We start from the raw sequence: 22,456 nt of genomic DNA, 5'->3' as shown, positions 1-22,456 counted from the left end.
CAATTGAAAACATTTCCGGAAAAACCCAAATACAGGTGCACATGAAAAAAACAATTATCAGGGGAACCGGGCGGTATCTGCCGCCAAGACTGGTCACCAATGAAGATCTGACACAGTGGATGGATACTTCGGCCGAATGGATTCAGCAGCGCACCGGCATTGAGCAGCGCTACTGGGTACCGGAGGAAGGTGGCATGGGAGCGGCCGACATGGGGCTGGAAGCATCAAAAATTGCCATGGACCGGGCCGGGTGGAAACCAGAAGATATCGATCTGATTATTTTTGCCACCCTGAGCCCGGATATTTTTTTTCCAGGCTCAGGATGTTTGCTTCAGCACATGCTTGGCCTTGAGACCACGCCGGCCCTGGATATCCGTCAGCAATGCACCGGCTTTTTCTACGGTCTGGCCACGGCAGACGCCTATATCAAAAGCGGACAGGCCAACCGGGTGTTATTTGTCGGCTCCGAGGTTCATTCCACAGGCCTGGACGTTTCCACCAGGGGCCGGGATGTCGCCGTAATCTTCGGCGACGGTGCCGGAGCGGTTTGCCTGGAAGGCTTTGAAACAGAGTCAAAGGTGGGCATTCTGGCCTCCACGCTTCATGCCCAGGGCCAGTACGCCGATGCCCTGATGACCGAAGCACCCGCCTCCCGGCTGAGCAATCGGTTGACCCACGAAATGCTCGACCAGGGGCGGCATTACCCCAAAATGGACGGCCGCAATGTTTACCGACTGGCCCTGACCCGGCTGCCTGAGGTCACATATCACACACTTGAAAAAGCCGGGGTCAGTCTTGAAGAGGTGGACCTGATCATTCCCCACCAAGCCAATATCCGGATCAACCAAGGCTTTCAAAAAGCGCTGCAAATACCTGAAGAAAAAATGTATCACAACATCCAGCGCTACGGCAACACTACTGCGGGCAGCATCCCCATTGCCCTGGATGAAGCCCTGGAAAAAAACATTATCGGCAAATCCAGCACGGTCCTGTTTGCCGGCCTGGGCGCCGGGGTGACCTGGGGTGCCATCATTTATCAGTTTGAAGATTAATACGCCTTTTCCGGACGAATCCCGGCTTTCAGGCATCCGGGCCATTATTCCGGATCGCTCAGGGATTGGAGCAGCTGCGCCAGAACCGCTTGGGCGTCTTCGGCCCGCACGTGGCAGGCCCCGGCAGCCCGGTGGCCGCCGCCGCCGTATTTGAGCATCAGTTCTCCGATGTTGACCGCGGAAGTATTGTTGATAATGGACTTGCCCACGGAAAAGGTGGTTTTGCCGGTCTCCGGTTCCTGCTTGAGCTGAACGGAAATATTGCAGTTCGGGTAAAGCGCATACACCACAAACCGGTTGCCCGGATATCCGCTTTGCCGTCCGCGGCAGTCGATTAACACAATATTGTGGTGCACCTCGGCAATGGAAACCAGTTGCTGCTTGTATTTTTCCGCATACTGAAAATACATTTCCGCACGTTGGCTCACATCCGGAAGGGCCAGAACCTTATCAATGGAAAGCTCAGCGATCCAGTCAATGAGGCGGCGCTTGAATTCCTGCTCGCTGATGGCAAACCGGCACCAGTCCTCGATGCCGGTACGCTTGTCCACCAGAAAGTTCAGCAGCGCCCATCCCGTGGGATGCAGGATTTCCCTCCGGGAAAACTGACCTGAATCCGCCTTGTCCACTGCCTCCATGATTTCATCGAAATGCCGGGGAAACTTGCTCCGCCCACCGTAATATTCATAGATAACCCGGGCGGCCGATGGCGCATCTGCGTCAATCACGAGATTTTTCTGTTCACGGTTGCGAATGGTTTCAGATACATGATGGTCAAAAGCCATAAACGCACCGGGAACAAAGGGCAGGTTGGCGATGATGTCATTTTGACGCACCACAACCCCGCCTTCCTGCATAACGCTGGGATGATCAATGAGTTGGATTTGATCCACCATTTTCAGGTGCTTGAGCAAAACGGCACAAATCAGGCCGTCAAGATCGCTTCGGGTTAAAAGTCGGTAAGGTTTTTGATTCATTTTATAGGATATGCCGATTAAAGTGTTTTCGCCAATTCTGATAGGCCTGTAAAAAACCTTTTTTACAGGCCGTGTATGTTTTAAGTGATTAAGTGTTAAGTAAAATCAAGAATTTATTTTTTTATTGTTTGGCGGTTATAATAGTTTCAGATTCTGCGGGGTCGCCTCAAAATCGTTTTTTTAAGAATCCTGCTAATTATCACAAAAAGATTGCGGCTTCAAGCACAGTTTACTTTAACAACTTGAAATCAGGCTTATTTTGGCAAAATCCATGGACAATCCGCAAAATAACTGGTACAAAAAAAACCATCTGACAGCCGGCCCTTGCAAAACCATGAATTTAAATGGATAGGGGGACAATGATCCAGGCCTTGATTGATCGCGGCGTGGTGATCCCACAGCCGCAAACCGTTGAAATTGCACCCGAGGTGGATATTCACCGCATATCCCCGGGCGCGGTCATCCATCCGGGCACCCGCATCCGCGGGGAAAAAACCCTTATCTGCACAGGGGCCCGGATTGGCCGGCAGGCCACGGCCACGATAGAAAACTGCTTCGTAGGACCTCAAGTATCACTTGAAGGCGGCTATTTCAGCGATTCGGTTTTTCTGGAAAAATCATCCATCGGACCATCTGCCCATATCCGCGCCGGCACCATCCTGGAGGAGCATGCCAGTGCCGCCCACAGCGCGGGGTTAAAACAAACTATCCTGTTTCCCTTTGTTACCCTGGGCAGCCTGATCAACTTTTGTGACTGTTTCATGTCCGGGGGCACCGGCCCGAAAAATCACTCCGAGGTGGGAAGTGCTTACATTCACTTTAATTTCACCCCCAGGCAGGACAAGGCCACGGCCTCGCTGATCGGGGATGTGCCAAACGGGGTAATGCTCAATCAGCCGCCAATCTTTCTGGGCGGGCAGGGCGGGCTTGTTGGCCCCTGCAGACTGGCTTTCGGCACTGTCATTGCTGCCGGCACCATATGCCGCAAAAGCGAAACCCGGCCCGGCCGGCTGATTTTCGGCGGGCCCGCCCGATCCGGAAACGTGCCTTACACCGGCGCATCCGGCGTGGGCGGCCTACGGGGTATCGTATCCAACAACCTTCATTATCTGGCCAATCTCAGGGCCCTGGAGCAGTGGTACAGCCATGTGCGAAGCCTTTTTATCTCCAGCCGGATGCCCGGGGCCCTGTACCAGGGCCTGGTTGACACACTGCAGGACTGTATCAGCGAGCGCATCAAGCGCCTGGGTGATTTTGCCCAAAAAGCGGCACCCGATCACCTGGGTCAATATTGGGGCCGCCTGGAAAGCCGGCTTCAGCTACCGGCAGAACAGATGGATCTGCCTGAAAAAAGAGATCCTTTTATCCACGGTCTCCGGGAGCGAATGGCATCTTTGAACAGTACCGACTACATCCGGGTGATCCAGGACCTTGACAAGGACCTGGCCGCAGCCGGAACAGAATGGCTGCAGGCCCTGACAGACGCCTGCATGGAATCCTGGCAGTCTGTTGTACCGGACAAAACAAACACCTGATTTTTTTACTTAACACTGCCTGTAAAAACGGATTATGACATGGGAAGGTTTTTCGGCACCGACGGCGTTCGCGGGTTGGCCAACCAGCATCCAATTACCCCGGAAATTGCATTGAACCTGGGAAGGGCGGCTGCAGCGGTTTTAAAGCACAACCACCGCAGCACCATTGTGATTGGGAAAGACGGCCGGAAATCCGGCGACATGATCGAAGCCGCCCTTGCCGCGGGCATCTGTTCGGCCGGGGCCGATGTCTTGCTTGCCGGCATGCTTCCCACTCCTGCGGTGGCTTTTCTGGTCCGGCATGCCCGGGCCGATGCGGGCATCATGGTTTCAGCGTCCCACAACCCCTACGAAGACAACGGGATCAAACTGTTTGACGCCATGGGGTTTAAACTGGATTCCGCCACTGAAGAACAAATTGAGGCCCGCATACTCAATACATCCCCGGAAATCCACCTGGCTGCGGCACCCGAAGCCATTGGCCGCGTCTATCCAATGCCGGAGGCAGCAGACCAGTATGCCGGATTTTTAAAAAAAAGCCTAGGCAGAAACGAGCTTTTAAGGGGAATGAAAATCGTGCTGGACTGCGCCAACGGGGCCACTTCGGAAATCGCCCCACAGGTGTTTGAAAACCTCGGGGCGGATTTGACGGTTTTGTTTAATTCCCCCAACGGCACCAATATCAATGACGGATGCGGCTCCCAGCACATTGAAACCCTGCAGCAGGCGGTTTTGGAAAACCGGGCGGATCTGGGCTGCGCCTTTGACGGAGACGGGGACCGACTGATTGCCGTTGATGAAACCGGGGCGGCGGTCACCGGTGACCAGATCCTGGCCATCTGCGCACGACATCTGAAACAGGCCGGCCGCCTGAAAAACAACCTGGCCGTCAGCACGGTCATGAGCAACCTGGGCCTTCGCCTTGCCTTAAAGGAAATGGAGATCGAGCACAGGATCACGGATGTGGGCGACCGCTACGTGCTTGATGAAATGCGCAAAAGCGGGGCCATCATCGGCGGTGAGGACTCAGGTCACATGATTTTCCTGGACGCCCATACTTCCGGCGACGGCATACTGACCGCCCTTCACCTGATTGAGGCCATGGACGCATCCAACAGCCGGCTTTCCGGGCTTTGCCGGATCATGCGGCGCTATCCCCAGGTGCTCAAAAATGTCCGGATCCGCGAAAAAACCGATATCTACCAAGTTCCCGCCATTGCCGGAAAAATCGAAAAAGTGAAAACCCACCTGGGAGAACAGGGAAGGGTGCTGGTGCGTTATTCCGGAACCCAGCCCCTGTGCCGGATCATGGTGGAAGGCCCGGACGAGAAAGAAACCGACCAGTTGTGTCAACAGATCGTGGATGTGATTGCCGCTGAATTAAACGGATCCCTGGAATAAAAAACCCAAAAAGAGAAAAAAGGGAGAAACCGGTTTTTCCGGCTTCTCCCCATGATATGAGCCGCTTGTTTTTGGGGGTTATTCCCTGCTGCCGAATATGTGGAGCAGCATGATAAACAGGTTGATAAAATCCAGATACAGGGAGAGGGCGCCCATGATGGCGCCTTTTCTCACCACCCCGGCCCCGATGTCTGAGGGCTGGGTCATGGCCATATTTTTGAGCTTCTGGGTGTCATAGGCGGTCAGGCCCACAAACACCAGCACTCCGACATAGCTGATGATCATCTGCATGGCCGCGCTCTGCATGAAAATGTTGACCACAGAGGCGATAATGATGCCGATCAGGCCCATGAACAAAAAATTGCCCCAGGAGGTCAGGTCCCGCTTTGTGGTCATACCAAAGATGCTGCAGGCCACAAACGTGGCCGCACAGATGAAAAATACCTGGGCAATGGAGGTTCCCGTATACACCAGGAATATAAAGGACAGGGTCAGTCCGTTTACCGCGGCATAGAGCAGAAACAGGCCCGTGGCTGTGGAGGCCTCCATTTTCTGGATCCTTGCGCTCAGGTAAAAAACCATGCCAAGCTCTGCGATGATCAGGCCGAAAAACACCATTGGGGTGCCGAAAATCAGCTGCTGCATGGTGGGATTATGGGCGGTGAAAAACGCCACGCCGCCGGTTAACGCCAGGCCGAAAGCCATCCAGTTGTAAACGCTTCGGATAAAGCTGTTGACCATGACCTGGGTGCGCTCGGTTTGCCTGGTTGTTGCCGTGTTTGCCATGTAAATGCGCCTCCTGAATTCTTGTTGTATGGAAGTGTTTAGCTCTCAACTGCTTCAATTTTAAGGAAATCATGCCCGATTGCAGGGTTTTTTGACAATCAACTGAAGATATAATAACACATTGCCGGCTGTTTTCAAGCCGGATCGGTACACGGAAAGCGATTTTTGAAATGAAACAAACCCAAATCTACCAGCACCTTGTGGAAACCGCAGGAAAACTCGGCATTCGGGTGGCGGAACAAAACCTGCGTGCCACCGGGGTCAATGCAAAAAGCGGTCTTTGCCGGATCAAGGGGGAATCGGTCTTTATCATGGACAAGCGCCTGTCCGTAAACGCAAAAATCGAGCTCCTGGCTGGCTCTCTGCGGCAGATGCCCCTGGAGGAAATTTATATCATGCCTGCGGTGCGAAAAATCCTGGATCGGAAACCGAATCAGAAATAAAATCCCGGTGAACGAAAAAAGGCAAAAGCTCAAAAAACATTAAAAGCCGATTTACGAAAGGGCACATGATTTCAGGCCAAATCCATTTAAACGCCCTGGTTTTCCAGGCCCGAAGAAAAGTTTACATAATATATCTTATCAGACGTTATAAAATTATCAAAAATCCGGCGGGTCTGTTATGACCCTTCAAGGCCGGCTTTTATGCCCCGGATTTTGGCCGGATTTGGGATTGATTGATTGATTCAACTGTGCTAGCTTGGCAAGATTCAAACAATCGGAAAAGTAACCTTAAAAACGCGTACCCATGAACCCGACGGATTCCCATATAGGCGCGGCGCGAAATGTTTATACGGTCAGCGCACTGACCGCGCAGATCAGAACGCTTCTGGAAAAAAACTATCCATTTGTTTGGATTTCCGGTGAAATCTCCAATCTGCGCGTGCCGGCATCCGGCCACTGCTATTTTACACTAAAGGACAAGGACGCCCAGATCCAGGCCGTGATGTTTAAGGGCCAGGCCAGAAGCCTGAAATTTGACCTTGAAGACGGTATGCAGGCCACGGGTTTCGGCCGCATCAGTGTATATGCCCCGAGGGGCAGCTATCAGATCATTCTGGAATACATCGAGCCCTCGGGTGCCGGAGCCCTGCAGGCCGCATTTGAGCAGCTCAAGCAGAAACTGTCGGCTGAAGGCCTGTTTGATGAAAAATACAAAAAGCCTGTCCCGTTTCTGCCTGCTGCCGTGGCCGTGATCAGCTCGGCTACCGGATCGGTGGTCCATGACATTATCCGTATCATGTCCCGGCGGTTTGCCAACATCCCCATCCGCGTGATTGCCGCGGCCGTCCAGGGCGATACCGCAGAGGCGGAAATCGTTTCCGCCATTGAGACGGCAAACCGCCACAAGGCTGCAGACGTGATCATCCTGGCCCGGGGCGGCGGCTCGCTTGAGGATTTGGCGGCATTTAATTCAGAGGCCGTGGCCCGGGCAATCTTTGCATCGGAAATCCCGGTGATCTCTGCTGTAGGCCATGAAACCGATTACACCATTGCCGATTTCACGGCCGATCTGCGCGCGCCCACCCCGTCTGCAGCCGCCGAGCTGGCCGTGCCGGTCAAACAGGATGTGAGCTATACCCTCCAGGTGCTCACCCGCCGGCTGCAAGGGGCAATCGTCCGGCAGGTGCGGGATCTGCGGCAAAACACGCAGAAACTCACCCGCCGCCTGGTTCATCCCAGGCAGCGCATGGATGACCTGCGCATCCGCATAGATGAAATCCATGCCCGGCTGACCCAGGCCATGAAACGAATTGCGGCAAACCGGCGCGAACGGCTGTGCTGGCGCCATGACCGGCTTATGGCCGTGCCCCTGGCCGACCGCGTGTCTGCCCTGGCCGACCGGCACCAAAACCTGGACCGGCGCCTGAAATCCGCAGGCAAAAACCTTGTCCAGGAAAAGCGCGCACGGCTGGAGTCGGCCTGTGGACGCATGAATGCACTCAGCCCCCTGGCCGTGCTGGATCGGGGCTACAGCATCACCCGGGTCCTGCCGGACAAAACCGTGCTCACAGATGCCGCAGCTGTGAGCACGGGACAAAACGTTGAAGTCATACTTGCAAAAGGCATGTTAACATGCCGGATTGAAAGGAAAAATAATAATGGCAAAAAAGACGTTTGAAGAATCCATGGCCCAGCTTGAAAAGATTGTCGAAGAGCTGGAAGCCGGCAATTTGCCATTGGACAAAGCATTGAAAAAATTTGAGGAAGGCATCGGCCTGTCCCGGGCCTGTTTTGAAAAACTCGATGAAACGGAGAAAAAGATTGTTCAGTTGATGGAAAAGCAGGACGGCACCACAGCGCAAGTCCCTTTTGCCGAAAACACCGCCCCATCTGAAAAAAATGCCGGCAGCAATGAATAATCTCAAAAATCAGGCCCGGTCATTTGATTTGGCCGGGTATTTGAAAAGTCACCAGGACCGGATTAACAAACACCTGGCCGCCCTGCTCTCCTGCGGCCCGGAACCCAGCCGGGTGTGCGCGGCCATGTGCCATTCCCTCATGGCACCGGGAAAACGCCTGCGGCCGGTGCTGTGCATGGCAGCAGCCGAGGCTGCGGGAGGCTCGGCAGATAAGGCAGTGCTTCAGGCCGGCTGCGCCATTGAAATGATCCACACCTATTCCCTGATCCATGATGATCTGCCGGCCATGGATGATGACCAACTGCGACGGGGCCGGCCCACCTGCCATGTGGCCTTTGACGAAGCCACGGCCATTCTGGCCGGAGACGCCCTTCTGACCCTGGCCTTTGAAATCCTGGCCGGATGCGCAAAGCTTGACCCGGAAAAAGCGGCCGGGATTCTGGAATCCATTGATGTGATTTCAAAAGCGGCCGGCTACTGCGGCATGATCGAAGGGCAGATGCAGGACATGGCCGGCGAGGGCCAGGGCCTGGCCCTGGCGGATCTCAAGCAGATGCATGAGTTGAAAACCGGGGCCCTGATCCGTGCCTCGATTGAAACCGGCGGCCTGCTCGCAGGTGCAGATGAGGCCGGAAAACAGGCCCTGACCACCTATGCCGGCCATATCGGCCTGGCCTTTCAGGTCACTGACGATATTTTAAACGTCTGCGGCAACCCGGGACGCATGGGCAAGGCTTCCGGAACCGATACCGCCCGGGCCAAATCCACCTACCCTTCCCTCATGGGCATTGATGCGGCCCGGGATTATGCCGCAGACCTGATTTCCAAAGCCTTGCAGGCAATTGAGATTTTTGGTAACAAGGCAGCACCTTTGACCGCCCTGGCCGCCTATATTGTTGAAAGGGACAAATAAACAGCCGTACCGGCGATCCGGCATCCCAATCATATGAACCATATAATTGTTAGTTTGGAGAATCGATTTCATTGGGCTTACTTGAAACCATTCATTCCCCTGCGGATCTAAAAAGACTGCCCCGCTCCCGGCTGCCTGACCTGGCCCGGGAAATCCGGGAGCGCATCGTCGGGGTGGTATCCAAAACCGGCGGGCATCTTGCCTCTAATCTCGGCGTGGTGGAACTCACCATTGCCATTCATTACGTGTTTGACATCCCCACGGACAAACTGGTCTGGGACGTGGGCCATCAGTCCTATACCCACAAGCTGCTCACCGGCCGGGCTGATCGTTTTTCCAGCCTCAGGCAGTTCGGCGGGCTGTCCGGGTTTCCCAAGATAACAGAAAGCCCGTGTGATGCCTTTTCCACCGGCCATTCCAGCACCTCAATTTCCGCCGGCCTGGGCATATCATGTGCCAAGCGCCTCAAAAACGACGATTCCCGGGTGATTGCCGTCATCGGTGATGGCTCCATGACCGCGGGCCTGGCCTACGAAGCATTAAACCAGGCCGGGGCCATTCACAAGGAACTCATTGTGATTTTAAATGACAATGAAATGTCGATCTCCCCCAACGTGGGGGCCCTGTCATCGCTTCTGAGCCGGACGTTTTCCGGAAAATTCATCCAGGACAGACGAAAGGAGTTCGGCGAGCTGCTGCGTTCCCTGCCCAAAATCGGCAGTGACGCCTATTCTCTGGCCAAGCGGGCAGAAGAGTCCATCAAGGCCTTTGTCACGCCGGGCATGCTTTTTGAAGCCTTTAACTTCGAATATTTCGGTCCCATCAAGGGCCATCGCATCGACCAGTTGATCGATATCCTGGAAAACATCAAAAACCTTGACGAGCCGGTTTTGCTCCACGTGGCCACCACAAAGGGCCGGGGCTACGGCCCGGCCGAATCCAACCCGGTTTATTTCCACGGCGTGGGCTGCTTTGATGCTGAAACCGGAAACCGGGTCAACTGCAGCGATCTGCCTTCATACACCGATGTTTTCGGCCAGACCATGGTGCGCCTGGCGGAAAAGGACCCAAACATCATTGCCGTGACCGCGGCCATGCCCGAAGGCACCGGGCTCGGGCCATTTTCAGAAAAATTTCCGGACCGGTTCTATGACGTGGGCATTGCCGAACCCCACGGTGTCACCTTTGCCGCAGGCATGGCCACAGAGGGCTACAAGCCGGTGGTAACCATTTACTCCACTTTTCTCCAGCGGGCCTATGACCAGATTATCCACGATGTCTGCCTGGAATCCCTTCCAGTGGTGTTTGCCGTGGACCGGGGCGGCATTGTGGGCGAAGACGGACCCACCCATCACGGCCTGTTTGATTTGAGCTATCTGCGGGCCATTGCCAACATGGTGGTCATGGCCCCCATGGACGAACACGAGTTTCAACGCATGCTGGTAACCGCTGTCAACCATCCGGGCCCGGTGGCCGTGCGTTATCCCAGGGGCAAGGTCACGGGCGAAAATCCGGAAAAAGCCGAAAAAAATGACCAGCCCCTTGCCATCGGCAAGGCGGAAGTGCTTTGCAGCGGTGATGATATTTTGATTATAGCCGTCGGCCACTCTGTCCCGGAGGCCGTAAAAGCCCGGCAGATGCTTGCCCACAAAGGCATTTCCGCCACTGTAGTCAATGCCCGGTTTGTCAAGCCCCTGGACACAGAGCTTATCAGTGGCTTGATCCAAAAAATTCCCCGTGTGATAACAGTTGAAGAAAACGTGCTTGACGGCGGATTCGGCAGCGCGGTGCTCGAGGCCATGGCAGACACCGGGATCGCAGGCTTTCGCATCACCCGGATCGGCATCAAAGACACTTTTGTGACACACGGCGCAAAATCCGTTTTGCGCAAGCATTACGAGGTGGACGCAGATGCCGTGGTAAGGGCCGCAGAGGCCATGTGCCGGGATCTTACCTGACATGAAAAGCCCTGGATCCGGAAAAAAACGGCTGGATCTGCTGGTTGTGGAACGCGGGCTTGCAGGCAGCCGCCAGCGGGCCCAGGCCCTGATCATGGCCGGCCATATCCTGGTCAATGATCATCCAGTGGACAAACCCGGCAGCCTGGTGGCGGAAAACGCGGAAATCGTCAGCCGGGCCTCAGACCTGGCTTATGTCAGCCGGGGAGGATTGAAGCTGGAGCATGCCCTGACGGCTTTTGAGATCAATGTCACAGGATTTTCCTGCCTGGATGCGGGCGCATCCACGGGCGGGTTCACAGATTGTCTTTTGCAGCACGGTGCGGAGCGGGTGTATGCTGTGGATGTTGGCTACGGACAGCTGGCCTGGCAGCTTCGCCAGGATCCGCGGGTGACGGTAATGGAGCGGTTTAACATCCGGCATGCCACGGAAAAGGATCTTCCGGCCGGCCTGGATCTGGCGGTGATCGATGTTTCCTTTATTTCCTTAAAAATTGTGGTGCCCGCAGTACAGCCCTTTATCCGGTCCGGCGGGACAATTTTGCCCCTGATCAAGCCCCAGTTCGAGGTGGGCAGGGGCGAGGTGGGCAAGGGCGGCGTGGTCCGGGACCCGGCCCTGCACAATCGCGTTATTGAAGAACTTTCTGATTTTTTTAAACAATGCGGCCTGATGCCCGGCGCAGTCACACCCTCGCCCATTTTCGGGTCCAGGGGCAACCGGGAGTTTATCCAGCACCTGCAGATGCCGGCCCGGGGTGAATAAAGACGCCTTTTAAGGTTGATTTTTTCAGGTCAAACCGATAAATACAATAAGATGGCGTACGATTGCGTTTCGCATGTAAATCCAGCAGAATAGAGAGGAGTTAGGAGTCTTATGACAGAACATCTGAGAAACATCGCCTTGATCGGACACGGTGGATCCGGTAAGACGTCTCTGGCCGAAGCCCTCCTGCACAACGCCGGTGCGACCAAGCGGTTTGGCAGCGTGGATGCGGGCAATGCCGTCATGGATTTCGAGCCCGAGGAGCTCAAGCGCCGCAGCAGCATATCCACTGCCTTTTATCCTTTTTCCTGGAAACAGCGAAAGATCAACCTGATTGATACGCCGGGCGACCAGAATTTTTTCTCTGATACCCGGCTTTGCATGCAGGCCGCTGACAGCGCCGTGGTGGTCATTGATGCGGTGGACGGCATCAAGGTCCAGTCCGAACAGGCATGGGAATACGCAGATGAATTCGATCTGCCCCGGGTGATTTTCATTAACAAGGTGGACCGGGAGCGGGCGGATTTTTCCAAGGCTTTCAATGACGCGGTTGAAATTTTCTCTCCCAAGCCCATTATTCTGCAGCTGCCCATCGGTCAGGAAGCCGATTTCAAGGGTGTGGTGGACCTGGTCAACATGAAGGCCTGGGTTTACGAAGACGGCAAGGCAAAGGGCACAGACATTCCCGCAGACATGCAGGAAACCGCCGAGGCCGAGCGCGAGGTCCTGATTGAAAACATCGCGGAAGCCGATGACGAACTGGTGGAAAAATACCTGGAAGGCGAAACCCTTTCAGACGAAGAAATTCTGGCCGCCCTGCGTAAAGGAACCCTGGAAAAAGCCTTTGTTCCGGTGATGTGCGGATCTGCCACCTTAAATATCGGCGTGGACCTGGTCGCCGGGCTCATGGCAGACGCCCTGCCCTGCCCGGCGGACCGGGGGCCGAAGACCGGATATGTTCCGGGCACGGAAAACGAGGAATCCCGGGAACCGTCTCCGGACGCCCCTTTTTCCGCACTGGTGTTTAAAACCGTGGCCGACCCCTATGCCGGCCGCCTCAACATTTTCCGGGTTTTTTCCGGAAAACTCGGCGGCGACGGCACATTTTTCAACGCCACAAAGGACACCAAGGAACGCTACAACCAGCTTCTCCAGATCCAGGGAAAAGAGCAGAAACCCCTGGAGGGCGCTGGCCCCGGAGATATCGTGGCCGTGGCCAAGCTAAAGGAAACCGTTACCGGAAACACCCTGTGCGCCCCGGACAAACCCATTGAATACAAGCCCGCTGAACCCCTGCGCGGCGTGGTGTCCTTTGCCATTTCCCCTAAATCCAAGGGAGATGAGGACAAGATCTACTCCTCGCTGACCAAGCTCATCGAGGAAGACCCGGGCCTGCGCCTGGAGCGAAACGATGAAACCCGCCAGACCCTGCTCACCGGCCAGGGCCAGGTGCACATCGAAACCACGGTGGAAAAGCTCCGGCGCAAGTACAATGTGGAGGTCAATCTCAATATTCCCAAGGTGCCCTACAAGGAAACCTTTCGCAAAAAAGTCCGGGTCCAGGGCAAGCACAAGAAACAATCCGGCGGCCACGGCCAGTACGGCGACTGCTGGGTGGAGTTCGAACCCCTGGAACGAAGCTCAGGCTACCAGTTCGTGGACAAAATCGTCGGCGGCGTGATTCCCAAAACCTATATTCCGGCAGTGGACAAAGGGATTGCCGAGGCCTCGCAAAAAGGCGTTCTGGCCGGATTTCCCTGCATTGATTTCCAGGCAAAGGTCGATGACGGCTCATATCATTCCGTGGACTCCTCGGAAATGGCCTTTAAGATCGCCGGGTCCCTGGCTTTCAAAAAGGCCATGGAGCAGGCCGATCCCGTGCTGCTTGAGCCCATCATGGAAATGGAAGTGATCACCCCAGAGGAATACATGGGCGATATCATGGGCGATTTAAACTCCAGGCGCGGCCGGGTGCTGGGCATGGAAAGCCGCGGCAAAAACCAGGTGGTGCGCGCACTGGTGCCCCAGGCCGAAGTGCTCACTTATGCGCCGGATCTTCGCTCCATGACCGGCGGCCGCGGGATGTTTTCCATGCAGTTTTCCCACTATGACGAGGTCCCGGCCCAGATTTCCCAAAAGGTCATCGAGGAACTGCGCAGCCAGCAGGAACAGGAAAAGTAGAAACACCCGCCAATAATTTTGACACTATCCCCTGCAGATGCTTTTTTTCATAAAAAGCATCTGCAGGGGGGAATTATATTACCCCAAATCCCCCAGCACCTCTTCTGCAATTTCTCTGACCGCCCGGGGGTAGTCGCCGTTGATCACTGATTCCAGCCGTCCGGCAAATTCAGAATCATTTAACACCCCGAAAAGATGAATCATATCCCCTTTGACGGCATCATCAAGGCCGGCAAAGCGGTTCCACATGGCCTGCAGGGACTGGCGGGCCAGATCCGGCGCGGTTTCGGCCAGATATTCGAATGCCACCATGGCCCCCAGTCGGGTGGGCCATTTGGGATGGGCCAGCAGATCCAGAAAACCCGGGATCACGCTGTTGGCCCCGGCCATCAGGGCGGCCAGGCCTTCGGCATCCCCGTCTGAGATGATTTTTTTCACGGTATCTGCACTGAGATCTGCGGGATTGCGCTTTTCGAAAATATCGAGCAGTTCGGCCACGGCCACGACTCCCGTCCACCTGAACTGGTCATCTAAAATGGCCGTTGGAACGGATTTTACATTGTCCCGGGCCGCGGATTCGGAAAAAACAGCCGCATCAATTACATGCACATCCACCCGGTCCGGCGCCCAGGCGGCCATGTAGAGCCATCTGCCAAGCGCGCCCGGACAATGGGGGCATACCGGGGAAACATATACCCGCACCACACCGGGCATTTGGATCCGGTTCTGGATATCGGCCGCAGAAACCCCGGCCTCGGCTTCTTCCATGGGTACCATGCCGGCCGCGCACATTAAAAAAAGCTCCAGCAGTTTTCCCTCGGGAACGGCTGAAAACCGGATGTTGGGATAAATAAAAATTGCGGGCCGCTCATCTTCCTCGCTTGTTTCATTTTTGACGTCAAGCGAGGGCAGATGCCCCTGGAGCAGATCGCAGAACTGCTCGATTCGCTTTGTTACAGGATCATTGGGGTCTCCGAGCACAACAATGCGGGTTGGCTTGTAAATCTTGTACTTGTAGTTTTCAACCACTGCCATGTCCGGCCGGGAGATCACCGGTTGTGTCTGCTGGTTTTCCATGGGCATTATGCCTTAAATGTGTTTATTGATTGATGGTACCGTAAAAAGTCTGATTTCAGATGGTGCCGTAAAAGTTCAAAATCAAGGCTTGCGCAATTTCGAAGAATGCAGCGTACTTATCCGTACGTGAAATTCTGAAAAATTGCGCGTAACGCAGATATTGGACTTTTACGGCACCATCATTGATTGATTTCCGAAAGCATCCTTGCAATATCCGATGCCAGCTGCCGGCTGTCATCGCCTGAAACAGAGTCCTGCCCGTCTTCGGGCGGCTCGGAGAGATTTTTCTGACTGGCCCGGATGTCCACGTATTCGCCCTCCCGATCGAGCATCACGGTCATGCCCACCCGGAGGCTGAAATCGAGTTTGTAGACCACTTCATTGTTTTCCATCGCGATATCCCCTCCGTGAAACAGCAGATCCTCGCCGGGCGACAGATCGTATTTTTCCCGGAGCAGGGATTTGACCGCGGATTTGTCCAGATTTTTGACCAGCATTTTCAGCATCTGCTTTTCGCAGGCCTGAATGATTTCCTTGCGGGCAAGTTTCATGTGATCTAATCCTTTTTTTCTTCCATGCGGATTTCTTTGATATCCGTCCAAAGACCGGCCAGTTCCAGAAAAGCCACGGCCCCGGGGGAGATGATATCATAGCAGACCACGGGCTTTCCAAAAACCAGGGCCTCGTGCAGGCGCTCATCTTCGGCAATGGAAACGGGCAGACAGAGTCGGGCAATGGCCTCAAACACTTCCGGGCCCAGCAGGGCCTCGGCTTCAGCGGCGGCATCGCATCCGTTGATCAAAATCCGGACCGTTGAAGCGCCGGTTGGATTCTTTTGCCGAAGCGCGGCCACCTGCTCAAGAAAACTTTTGTATGTTTCAAGAAGACCCGAAATATTTCCGGCCGACTCCAAATTCAGGCGAACCGGCAGGACCAGCACGTCTGCGCAGCACACGGCTTCCTGCATCAGCGCCCCGGAATCTGCCGGGGCATTGATAACCATCATATCCAGGTCCTGTCCGGAAATTTCCGACAAAATTCTCCGGCCCGGATCTATGGCCGCCCTGCCCGGCCCCGGGCCGGCCGGCAGTATTCGGAAGTGTTCAATGCAGGTTGGCACCAAAAAATCTGCGGCATCCCCGGCATCCGCAATCACCCGGTCCAGTCCCGGTGCATCCGCCGGCGGGTCAGTGACCGCGGCTTCAATGCATCGGTTTCGGGCATCGCAGTCCACCAGCAGGGTGTTTTGATCCAGAGCCGCAAACGCCCCTGCCAGATTCACTGAAACGGTTGTTTTTCCGGCGCCGGCCGCGGGTGCGGCAATGCAGAATATCTTTGTCATGCCCCCTTTCATATCACAAACACACCTGTTTTCAAGGTCCTTGTGCACCCTCTCCGGCGTTATTGGCTTTATCAATGCCGCAGGTTGTGTTATTTTATTATTATGCTATCCCAAATCCGGCACCGGATCCATAACATCCGGCAAACATTTGAAAAAGCCAGTATCGATACCCTGCTTGTCTCCATTGCCGAAAACCGCATGTATTTAAGCGGCTTTACCGGCCAGGACACCGGGTTTGACGAATCCGCCGGGGTTTTGCTCATCTCCGGCGACCACTTGGTGCTGGCCACGGATTCCAGATACGAAATCCAGGCCCAACAGGAAGCCGAAGACTTTGAAGTGATCTGCTACAAAAAGGGCCTGGCAAAGGAGCTGCCAGCCATCCTTGAAAAACTGGGCACATCGCGTCTGGGATTTGAGCGCCGCCGAATGAGTGTTAGCCAGTACGACATGATCCGCGAGCAGCTCACATCAGTGGAACTGGTGCCAGTGGACAACCTTTGTGAAAACCTGCGCGAGTGCAAGGAGGAAGTCGAAATCGAGGCTATCCGCAAATCCCTGCACCTGGCGGAATCCGCATTTTCCGACTTTCTGGAAAACCTGGAATCCGGCATGAACGAGGCTCGGGCCGCCTGGGAGATCGAGCGCCGCATGCGGGAAGCCGGCGCCCGGTCAGTGTCCTTTCCTGTGATTGCCGCATTTTCAGCCAATGCCGCCCTGCCCCATGCCATCCCTTCAGAACGGCTCATGGAAAACAGCCAGCCTCTTTTGTTTGACTGGGGCGCGGTTTTAAACGGCTATTGCAGCGATATTTCCCGGACCATTGTCCTGGGAAGAGCGGATGAAACTTTTAAAAAAGTGTTTACCGCAGTTTATGACGCCCAGCAAAAAGCCATCGAAGCCGTCCGCCCCGGGGCCTGGACAAAAGATATTGATGCCGCAGCCAGAAATCACCTGCACGAAAAAGGCCTGGACGAATATTTCGGCCACGGCCTGGGCCACGGCGTGGGCCTGGCCATCCACGAGGCCCCGTCGCTGAGCCCGGTGGCGGAAAGAAACGTAGAGCTCAAGGAAAACATGGTCTTTACAATTGAGCCCGGGGTTTATCTGCCCGACTGGGGCGGGGTGCGCCTGGAAAACATGGTGGTTGTGCGCGCCAACGGCGCAGAAGTATTAAACAGCCTGGATGTGAAACTTTTCTGACCCAAATGCCGCCGTTGCTGCCATGAACGAAATTTCCATGCACATGGACCAGTACTTGAACTACCTGGTGGTGGAAAAGGGCCTTGCCGATGCCACGGTTGAATCCTACGGCTCAGACCTTGCCCGGTTTCAGCGATTCCTGACCGGCAGCCGAATCGGCCACACCCATGAGGTGGATGCCGCAGCCATTTTAAAATACCTGCTGCGGCTGCGCGACGACGGCCTGGGCATCCGCTCCAGAGCCCGGCATTTGGTGACCCTGCGGGGTTTTTTTCGTTTCCTGGTCCGGGAAAAGCACCTCTCAAAAGACCCGTCCCGGCTCATTGACCTGCCCAAATTCGGCCTGAAACTGCCTGACGTGCTTTCAATCACCGAAATCACCACCCTCCTGGAAACCCCGGACACCACAAGACACAAGGGCATGCGGGATGCGGCCATGCTGGAGCTGCTGTATGCCGCAGGCCTCCGGGTCAGCGAACTGATCCACATCAAACTCCAGGAGATGAACCTGGATGCCGGGTTTGTACGCGTAACAGGAAAGGGATCAAAGGAACGGCTGGTGCCGGTGGGCGGCCATGCCCAAAGCCGCGTGGATCAATACATCCGCATGGCCAGGCCGGCAATGCTGAAAAAACAGACAAGCCCATGGCTTTTTTTCGGCCGGGCGGGCCGGCCCATGACCCGCCAGGGGTTCTGGAAACTGGTGAGAAAATACGCCCTTGCCGCTGGATGCGACAAAAAAATCAGCCCCCACACCTTCCGCCACTCCTTTGCCACCCACCTGCTGGAAGGCGGCGCAGATCTGCGCGCCGTTCAGATGATGCTGGGCCACACAGACATCTCCACCACCCAGATCTACACCCACGTCACCCGCGACCAGATTAAAGCCATGCATGAAAAATATCATCCAAGGGGATAGATGGTCAAAACTACTTTCTGCTTATCCAATATTCCGGCCTTCTTCGAAGATCCGCAACAGCGATGATATAAAGGATTTCTTTTTCAATTTTATAAATGATTCCGAAAGGGAAGCGGTTTACAAGGCAACGGCGGGTGTTTTCCGAAACACGAGTCCACGACTCGGGATAAAGGGCTATTCTTTCAATTGCGGCATTGACCTCAGCTGCAAATTCAAGTCCGAGACCATTGCTGCACTCCTCATAATATTCCACGGCATTTTCAAATTCCAGTGCAGCAGCTTCATGAAAATGGTATTTCATTTCCCATATTTTTCCCGGATTCTGGCAAAGACCTCGTTTCCGGAAATCAGTTTTGTCTTCCCATTTTCAAGCTGAGAAACCCTTTTTTCTGCCTCCAATGCCCATAGATGCTCAACCTCCTCTTCAACCGGAGGATTGAGACTGGCCAAAAGTTTATCCACAAGCTTTAAACGGGCATCTGCAGGAAGAGACAATGCCTTGTCGGTCACGCTGTCATGGTTTAATCCCATCATATACCTCCTTTCTCTACTTCAACCTTAACCGTACAAACACAATTTTTCAATCCTTGATGGCACCGTAAAAAATTCAAAAACTGGTATAATCACCAACCAATAAAAAAAGAACTTCTTGATTTCACTTAATACTTACTCACTTAAAACTGCCTGTAAAAAAATTTTTTACAGGCTCAAAAATGCAGCGGCGGGCTGTTGCCCGCCGACAGAAAGGGAATAGGAGGAGGAGGTAATTCCCTGTCGTGGAAGCCGCTTCCGGCTTCCCCTGCATTTTTTGGCAAGCCCGGGGATGGCGGCCCCGCGCGTACCGCCTACAGCTTCATGGTAAAGCCGAGGAGAAAATTGATTTTAGTAAGTGTATTTAAGACTTAATGCAAAATTGCGTCCTGGCATTGGATAGCCATCAGTATAGGAATAGTCCCTGTTAAAAAGGTTGTCTATTTCACCCCTCAAGGAAAGGTTTCCGGCGTGATTAAAGTCAGCCAACCGTTTTTCAATGGTAAAATTGGCAACACTAAACTTGTTTTTTTCACGAGGGACCGGATATTCAACATCCTGATCACCGGTGTGGGCAATGTTTAACCGCATGGAAAAACCGTCATTGTCAGAAACAGAAATACCGTATGAAATAAGCAGGTTTGATACATGAGGGAGATCTTCACCAGTTTCATCATCCTCATATTCTGTTAGGTAAGTAAAATTAACATATGGTCGGATTTTCCAGGCCAAATCCCATAGTGTAGCCAGATCATAAGAAAAATTGCCTTCAAATCCAGCAACAGTAGCATCTCCAATATTTTCCCAAGTGGTAATGAATGTTTGCATATCCGTTTTTGTTTCAATCTTATCTTTAAAATCAGTGTAAAAATATGTCAGAGAAAGATCAAAGGCATGATAATACCAGTCCAACCCGGCCTCGTATGTATGGCTTTTTTCCGGATCCAGGTCCGGGTTTCCTTTATAAGGATATGCAAACCCATAGTACTCAATATCATAATCGCCTGCCAGCTCTCTTGCAGAAGGCATTCTGAACCCTTGTCCGTAATTGGCACGAACCTTAAGGTTGTCCATAAAAAACCAGGATAGCCCAACCCTGGGACTTATATTGTCTTCATCCTCTTTTCCGCCCTCCCCTTTTTTCACTTCAACTTCGTAATCATCGTAGCGGAGTCCTCCGGTTATGGTGAGGCGGTCTTCAAAATACCTCGCTTTGCCAAGGATAAAATATGCCGGATTGTCAAACTCAGTTTTTTGGGGGGCGTTCTGACTGGTTTCATAATTGATCCAATCAACACCGGATGTTATGGTATATTTTCCTGGATCCCAGGTAAGCTGAGCTTGGGCGCCCTGAAAATCAGTCTTTCTTTCAAAATTATCAGTATTGGTCGGAATATCATAAAAATTATATTCATCATCACCTGTGAAATACCGTGTTTTCCAGGAAAAGATTCCATTCCTTGCGGTCCCCTCGTATATTAAGTCGATAGACTCATTCAGATTGTCCACGTAGTCATCCGGATCATTTTGACTTAACATATCTGGACTGCCGACTTTGTCTGCCTCATGGCTTGTATACATAAGGCCTATCCGGTTTTCAGGCAAAAACTCATAGCCAAGGTTTAAGCTGATATTTTTCTTTTCATCATAGCCGGTGTTTTTGTATTTTTCATCTTCTGCAGTATCATAATCATCCATGCTGCTAATGCTTGCGGCACCGGAAAAGTCAAAATTTCCACTTTTTCCGGAGAAACCAGCCTTGCTTTCCTGATAGCCAAAACTGCCAAGCGTGCCTTTTGCAAAAAAAGCCGGATTGTCTTTTCCCTGTTTTGTGATCACATTAATCACACCTCCGATGGCTGTAGAGCCGTATTGAACAGATGCGGGGCCGCGTATGATTTCCACTCTCTCGATATTTTCTGTCATGATTGTAGCCACGTTGGAGGTTCCGCTTCTGCGGCCGTTTAACAATACCAATACTTTGCTGTCCAGGTCACTACCCATTGAATCACCCCGGAACCCCCGAATTCCAATGGCAATTTGATTCCCGGGTGTCTTGTAAATATGTCCGATATTTTCTTCTGCCAGTAAATCTCCCAGGTTCGTGGCTGAAGACATTTGGATATCCTCTTCATTTAAAACCGTTACACTGGCATCGACCTCCTGCAAAGGTTCCTCAATGCGTTGCCCTGTAACCACAACCTCTTCCAGTCTCATCGCGGAGAGATCACTGCTGCCACCCGTTTCTTGTGCCATACCTGACAGGGGCCATAACATGCCAAGAATACATGCCAGGCAAACCATCTTTCCTTTCATCGCAGTTTCTCCTTCTGCTCATTTTGGTTGCAAGTTCCGTCCCAAGCCCAAAAAAAATCCCCGGACCGATATTTTCATCGATCCGGGGATGTCCCTTTTTTATCCTCAGATACATGCAGCCGCCGGGTTTTCTGGTCCGCGCATATCCCGGAGGCTATTTTCTCATTCAGGCAGGTCTTCTGACTTTTGGATCATCCGAGTTGCCGCGCCTTCCCCTTTCTTTTTTTGAAAAAGTGGCTTTTTGCGACTTTCGTCCCCAATTACAGCGGCGGGCCCGTCCCCGATTTTAACGAGGTTCCCTTTTCAGCCTTTGTAAGGCACCTGAAATGATATGTTGCGCATATGTTAATGAAACATAACAGGAAAAGTCAAGAAGAAATTACAAATCAGCTTTGACCATCACCACCACCCGGTCAATGCCCAGCCCAGGCAACCGATATTTCTCCAGCCTCACCCGGCCGCCTTCCCCTACTTGCTTGCCAAGCCCGGCGTCTTCCAGCTCAGTCTCATACCCCCTGCCCTTCATGGCCATGAGCACGCCGCCGGGTTTTAGCAGCGGCGCGGCCAGATTCATGAGCTCTGCCAGGGAAGTCACAGCCCGGCTGACCACCACGTCAAACTTTTGATCTTCCCCTGCCAGATCCTCGGCCCGCACATGCCGGGCGCAGATGTTTTCAAGCCCCAGGCGCCGGATAGCATACCCCACAAAGCTGATCCGTTTGCGCCGGCTGTCAATCAGGGTTAAATCCAGCTCCGGAAACGCGATTTTCATGGGAATACCGGGAATGCCCGCCCCGGTTCCCAGGTCCAGCACCCTGGCCCCGGATGCAATAAATTTTGCCGGCACCATGGAATCGAGCATCAGGTTTTCGGCAATTTCCAGAGGATCCTCCACACTAGTGAGATTCAAACGCTCTCCGGCTTCAAGCAGTTCTTCGGCAAATCGTTCCAAATTCCCGATTTTATAATCATCCAGAACGAGTCCAAGCCCTTTTCCTGCCTGAGCCACCCAGTCCTGCCACTGATGCCAGTTGGTCTGCTTTTCTTTCATATGTGGGTCAGCCACATGGCTGTTCTTTTAGTCTGGCAAAGCAAGCATTCGCAATTTGGCTGCCCTGTCATAACCTTTTATTCCCTGCT

21 protein-coding genes and 1 riboswitch are annotated in these 22,456 nt (G+C 53.6%); of the genes, 12 read left to right on the top strand and 9 right to left on the bottom strand.

The window, feature by feature from the left end; translation table 11 throughout:
• The first annotated feature begins 41 nt into the window (after positions 1-41).
• Positions 42-1,052 carry a 3-oxoacyl-ACP synthase III family protein gene (locus tag HNR65_RS04815; protein ID WP_181550328.1) on the top strand — a complete coding sequence of 337 codons (1,011 nt, stop codon included), beginning with the start codon at positions 42-44 and terminating at the stop codon, positions 1,050-1,052.
• 44 nt (positions 1,053-1,096) lie between these two features.
• On the opposite strand, the gene HNR65_RS04810 is transcribed toward HNR65_RS04815, so the two are convergent.
• Entirely contained in the window at positions 1,097-2,029 is a 933-nt protein-coding gene (locus HNR65_RS04810) for an exopolyphosphatase (protein ID WP_181550327.1), read from the bottom strand.
• A gap of 344 nt (positions 2,030-2,373) precedes the next feature.
• Between HNR65_RS04810 and HNR65_RS04805 the strand changes: the two genes are divergently transcribed.
• Together HNR65_RS04805 and glmM are read left to right on the top strand one after the other, a co-directional pair.
• Positions 2,374-3,564, top strand: coding sequence for a protein GlmU (locus HNR65_RS04805; RefSeq protein WP_181550326.1), 1,191 nt, complete (start codon positions 2,374-2,376; stop codon positions 3,562-3,564).
• A gap of 39 nt (positions 3,565-3,603) precedes the next feature.
• Positions 3,604-4,965 (top strand): phosphoglucosamine mutase, encoded by a 1,362-nt coding sequence (glmM, locus tag HNR65_RS04800; protein ID WP_181550325.1) that lies wholly within the window; start codon positions 3,604-3,606, stop codon positions 4,963-4,965.
• Positions 4,966-5,043: 78 nt separating this feature from the next.
• Here glmM and HNR65_RS04795 read toward each other — a convergent pair whose 3' ends face one another.
• Positions 5,044-5,751, bottom strand: a complete 708-nt coding sequence (locus HNR65_RS04795) for a Bax inhibitor-1/YccA family protein (protein WP_181550324.1) — start codon at positions 5,749-5,751, stop codon at positions 5,044-5,046.
• Between the two features lie 170 nt (positions 5,752-5,921).
• Between HNR65_RS04795 and HNR65_RS04790 the strand changes: the two genes are divergently transcribed.
• The 7 genes from HNR65_RS04790 (at position 5,922) to fusA (ending at position 13,928) form a co-directional block, all read left to right on the top strand.
• Positions 5,922-6,194, top strand: a complete 273-nt coding sequence (locus HNR65_RS04790; protein WP_181550323.1) for a hypothetical protein — start codon at positions 5,922-5,924, stop codon at positions 6,192-6,194.
• A 304-nt stretch (positions 6,195-6,498) separates the two neighbouring features.
• Positions 6,499-7,872 (top strand): exodeoxyribonuclease VII large subunit, encoded by a 1,374-nt coding sequence (gene xseA / locus HNR65_RS04785; RefSeq protein ID WP_181550322.1) that lies wholly within the window; start codon positions 6,499-6,501, stop codon positions 7,870-7,872.
• Entirely contained in the window at positions 7,853-8,113 is a 261-nt protein-coding gene (gene xseB, locus HNR65_RS04780) for an exodeoxyribonuclease VII small subunit (RefSeq protein ID WP_181550321.1), read from the top strand. The genes xseA and xseB overlap by 20 nt, the downstream gene beginning before the upstream one ends.
• Positions 8,106-9,026: a polyprenyl synthetase family protein gene (locus HNR65_RS04775; protein ID WP_181550320.1), complete on the top strand. Its 921-nt coding sequence runs from the start codon at positions 8,106-8,108 to the stop codon at positions 9,024-9,026. The genes xseB and HNR65_RS04775 overlap by 8 nt, the downstream gene beginning before the upstream one ends.
• Before the next feature lie 71 nt (positions 9,027-9,097).
• Complete coding sequence (gene dxs / locus HNR65_RS04770) at positions 9,098-10,984, top strand: 1-deoxy-D-xylulose-5-phosphate synthase (protein ID WP_181550319.1); 1,887 nt, start codon at positions 9,098-9,100, stop codon at positions 10,982-10,984.
• A gap of 1 nt (position 10,985) precedes the next feature.
• Positions 10,986-11,747: a TlyA family RNA methyltransferase gene (locus HNR65_RS04765; RefSeq protein WP_181550318.1), complete on the top strand. Its 762-nt coding sequence runs from the start codon at positions 10,986-10,988 to the stop codon at positions 11,745-11,747.
• A gap of 111 nt (positions 11,748-11,858) precedes the next feature.
• On the top strand, positions 11,859-13,928 hold the full coding sequence (gene fusA, locus HNR65_RS04760) for an elongation factor G (protein WP_181550317.1): 2,070 nt from the start codon (positions 11,859-11,861) through the stop codon (positions 13,926-13,928).
• Positions 13,929-14,006: 78 nt separating this feature from the next.
• Here the strand turns inward: fusA and HNR65_RS04755 are convergent, their stop codons facing one another.
• From HNR65_RS04755 to HNR65_RS04745, 3 genes are all read right to left on the bottom strand, one after another.
• A complete protein-coding gene (locus tag HNR65_RS04755; RefSeq protein ID WP_181550316.1) occupies positions 14,007-15,005 on the bottom strand; it encodes a thioredoxin family protein in 999 nt (332 codons plus the stop codon).
• Between the two features lie 179 nt (positions 15,006-15,184).
• Positions 15,185-15,556, bottom strand: a complete 372-nt coding sequence (locus HNR65_RS04750; protein ID WP_181550315.1) for a hypothetical protein — start codon at positions 15,554-15,556, stop codon at positions 15,185-15,187.
• Between the two features lie 5 nt (positions 15,557-15,561).
• Positions 15,562-16,347 (bottom strand): ParA family protein, encoded by a 786-nt coding sequence (locus HNR65_RS04745; RefSeq protein WP_181550314.1) that lies wholly within the window; start codon positions 16,345-16,347, stop codon positions 15,562-15,564.
• Positions 16,348-16,449: 102 nt separating this feature from the next.
• Between HNR65_RS04745 and HNR65_RS04740 the strand changes: the two genes are divergently transcribed.
• The gene (locus tag HNR65_RS04740) at positions 16,450-17,550 is read left to right on the top strand and encodes a M24 family metallopeptidase (protein ID WP_181550313.1); all 1,101 of its coding nucleotides are present in this window, start codon (positions 16,450-16,452) and stop codon (positions 17,548-17,550) included.
• Positions 17,551-17,572: 22 nt separating this feature from the next.
• A complete protein-coding gene (gene xerD, locus HNR65_RS04735; RefSeq protein WP_181550312.1) occupies positions 17,573-18,469 on the top strand; it encodes a site-specific tyrosine recombinase XerD in 897 nt (298 codons plus the stop codon).
• Positions 18,470-18,479: 10 nt separating this feature from the next.
• Here xerD and HNR65_RS04730 read toward each other — a convergent pair whose 3' ends face one another.
• The 4 genes from HNR65_RS04730 to rsmG form a co-directional block, all read right to left on the bottom strand.
• Positions 18,480-18,770, bottom strand: a complete 291-nt coding sequence (locus tag HNR65_RS04730; protein ID WP_181550311.1) for a type II toxin-antitoxin system RelE/ParE family toxin — start codon at positions 18,768-18,770, stop codon at positions 18,480-18,482.
• Positions 18,767-19,003 (bottom strand): addiction module protein, encoded by a 237-nt coding sequence (locus HNR65_RS04725; RefSeq protein WP_220128289.1) that lies wholly within the window; start codon positions 19,001-19,003, stop codon positions 18,767-18,769. Before HNR65_RS04725 ends, HNR65_RS04730 begins: the two co-directional genes overlap by 4 nt.
• Positions 19,004-19,351: 348 nt before the next feature.
• Positions 19,352-21,316, bottom strand: coding sequence for a TonB-dependent receptor plug domain-containing protein (locus tag HNR65_RS04720; protein ID WP_181550310.1), 1,965 nt, complete (start codon positions 21,314-21,316; stop codon positions 19,352-19,354).
• 152 nt (positions 21,317-21,468) lie between these two features.
• A riboswitch (cobalamin riboswitch) is annotated at positions 21,469-21,656 on the bottom strand.
• Positions 21,657-21,695: 39 nt separating this feature from the next.
• On the bottom strand, positions 21,696-22,367 hold the full coding sequence (rsmG, locus tag HNR65_RS04715; protein WP_181550309.1) for a 16S rRNA (guanine(527)-N(7))-methyltransferase RsmG: 672 nt from the start codon (positions 22,365-22,367) through the stop codon (positions 21,696-21,698).
• Between the last annotated feature and the right edge of the window lie 89 nt (positions 22,368-22,456).

Source organism: Desulfosalsimonas propionicica, assembly GCF_013761005.1.
Lineage (GTDB): Bacteria > Desulfobacterota > Desulfobacteria > Desulfobacterales > Desulfosalsimonadaceae > Desulfosalsimonas > Desulfosalsimonas propionicica.
The sequence above is the reverse complement of the archived record's forward strand: the minus strand, read 5'-3'. Positions and strand labels throughout refer to the sequence as shown.

Coding starts and splice junctions, on each gene's coding strand:
- HNR65_RS04750 (WP_181550315.1), bottom strand. CDS start 15,556: ATGAAACTTGCCCGCAAGGAAATCATTCAGGCCTGCGAAAAGCAGATG.
- xerD (WP_181550312.1), top strand. CDS start 17,573: ATGAACGAAATTTCCATGCACATGGACCAGTACTTGAACTACCTGGTG.
- HNR65_RS04805 (WP_181550326.1), top strand. CDS start 2,374: ATGGATAGGGGGACAATGATCCAGGCCTTGATTGATCGCGGCGTGGTG.
- fusA (WP_181550317.1), top strand. CDS start 11,859: ATGACAGAACATCTGAGAAACATCGCCTTGATCGGACACGGTGGATCC.
- HNR65_RS04790 (WP_181550323.1), top strand. CDS start 5,922: ATGAAACAAACCCAAATCTACCAGCACCTTGTGGAAACCGCAGGAAAA.
- HNR65_RS04795 (WP_181550324.1), bottom strand. CDS start 5,751: ATGGCAAACACGGCAACAACCAGGCAAACCGAGCGCACCCAGGTCATG.
- HNR65_RS04730 (WP_181550311.1), bottom strand. CDS start 18,770: ATGAAATACCATTTTCATGAAGCTGCTGCACTGGAATTTGAAAATGCC.
- xseB (WP_181550321.1), top strand. CDS start 7,853: ATGGCAAAAAAGACGTTTGAAGAATCCATGGCCCAGCTTGAAAAGATT.
- rsmG (WP_181550309.1), bottom strand. CDS start 22,367: ATGAAAGAAAAGCAGACCAACTGGCATCAGTGGCAGGACTGGGTGGCT.
- HNR65_RS04775 (WP_181550320.1), top strand. CDS start 8,106: ATGAATAATCTCAAAAATCAGGCCCGGTCATTTGATTTGGCCGGGTAT.
- HNR65_RS04720 (WP_181550310.1), bottom strand. CDS start 21,316: ATGAAAGGAAAGATGGTTTGCCTGGCATGTATTCTTGGCATGTTATGG.
- HNR65_RS04815 (WP_181550328.1), top strand. CDS start 42: ATGAAAAAAACAATTATCAGGGGAACCGGGCGGTATCTGCCGCCAAGA.
- HNR65_RS04745 (WP_181550314.1), bottom strand. CDS start 16,347: ATGACAAAGATATTCTGCATTGCCGCACCCGCGGCCGGCGCCGGAAAA.
- HNR65_RS04740 (WP_181550313.1), top strand. CDS start 16,450: ATGCTATCCCAAATCCGGCACCGGATCCATAACATCCGGCAAACATTT.
- HNR65_RS04755 (WP_181550316.1), bottom strand. CDS start 15,005: ATGGAAAACCAGCAGACACAACCGGTGATCTCCCGGCCGGACATGGCA.
- HNR65_RS04810 (WP_181550327.1), bottom strand. CDS start 2,029: ATGAATCAAAAACCTTACCGACTTTTAACCCGAAGCGATCTTGACGGC.
- HNR65_RS04725 (WP_220128289.1), bottom strand. CDS start 19,003: ATGATGGGATTAAACCATGACAGCGTGACCGACAAGGCATTGTCTCTT.
- glmM (WP_181550325.1), top strand. CDS start 3,604: ATGGGAAGGTTTTTCGGCACCGACGGCGTTCGCGGGTTGGCCAACCAG.
- xseA (WP_181550322.1), top strand. CDS start 6,499: ATGAACCCGACGGATTCCCATATAGGCGCGGCGCGAAATGTTTATACG.
- HNR65_RS04765 (WP_181550318.1), top strand. CDS start 10,986: ATGAAAAGCCCTGGATCCGGAAAAAAACGGCTGGATCTGCTGGTTGTG.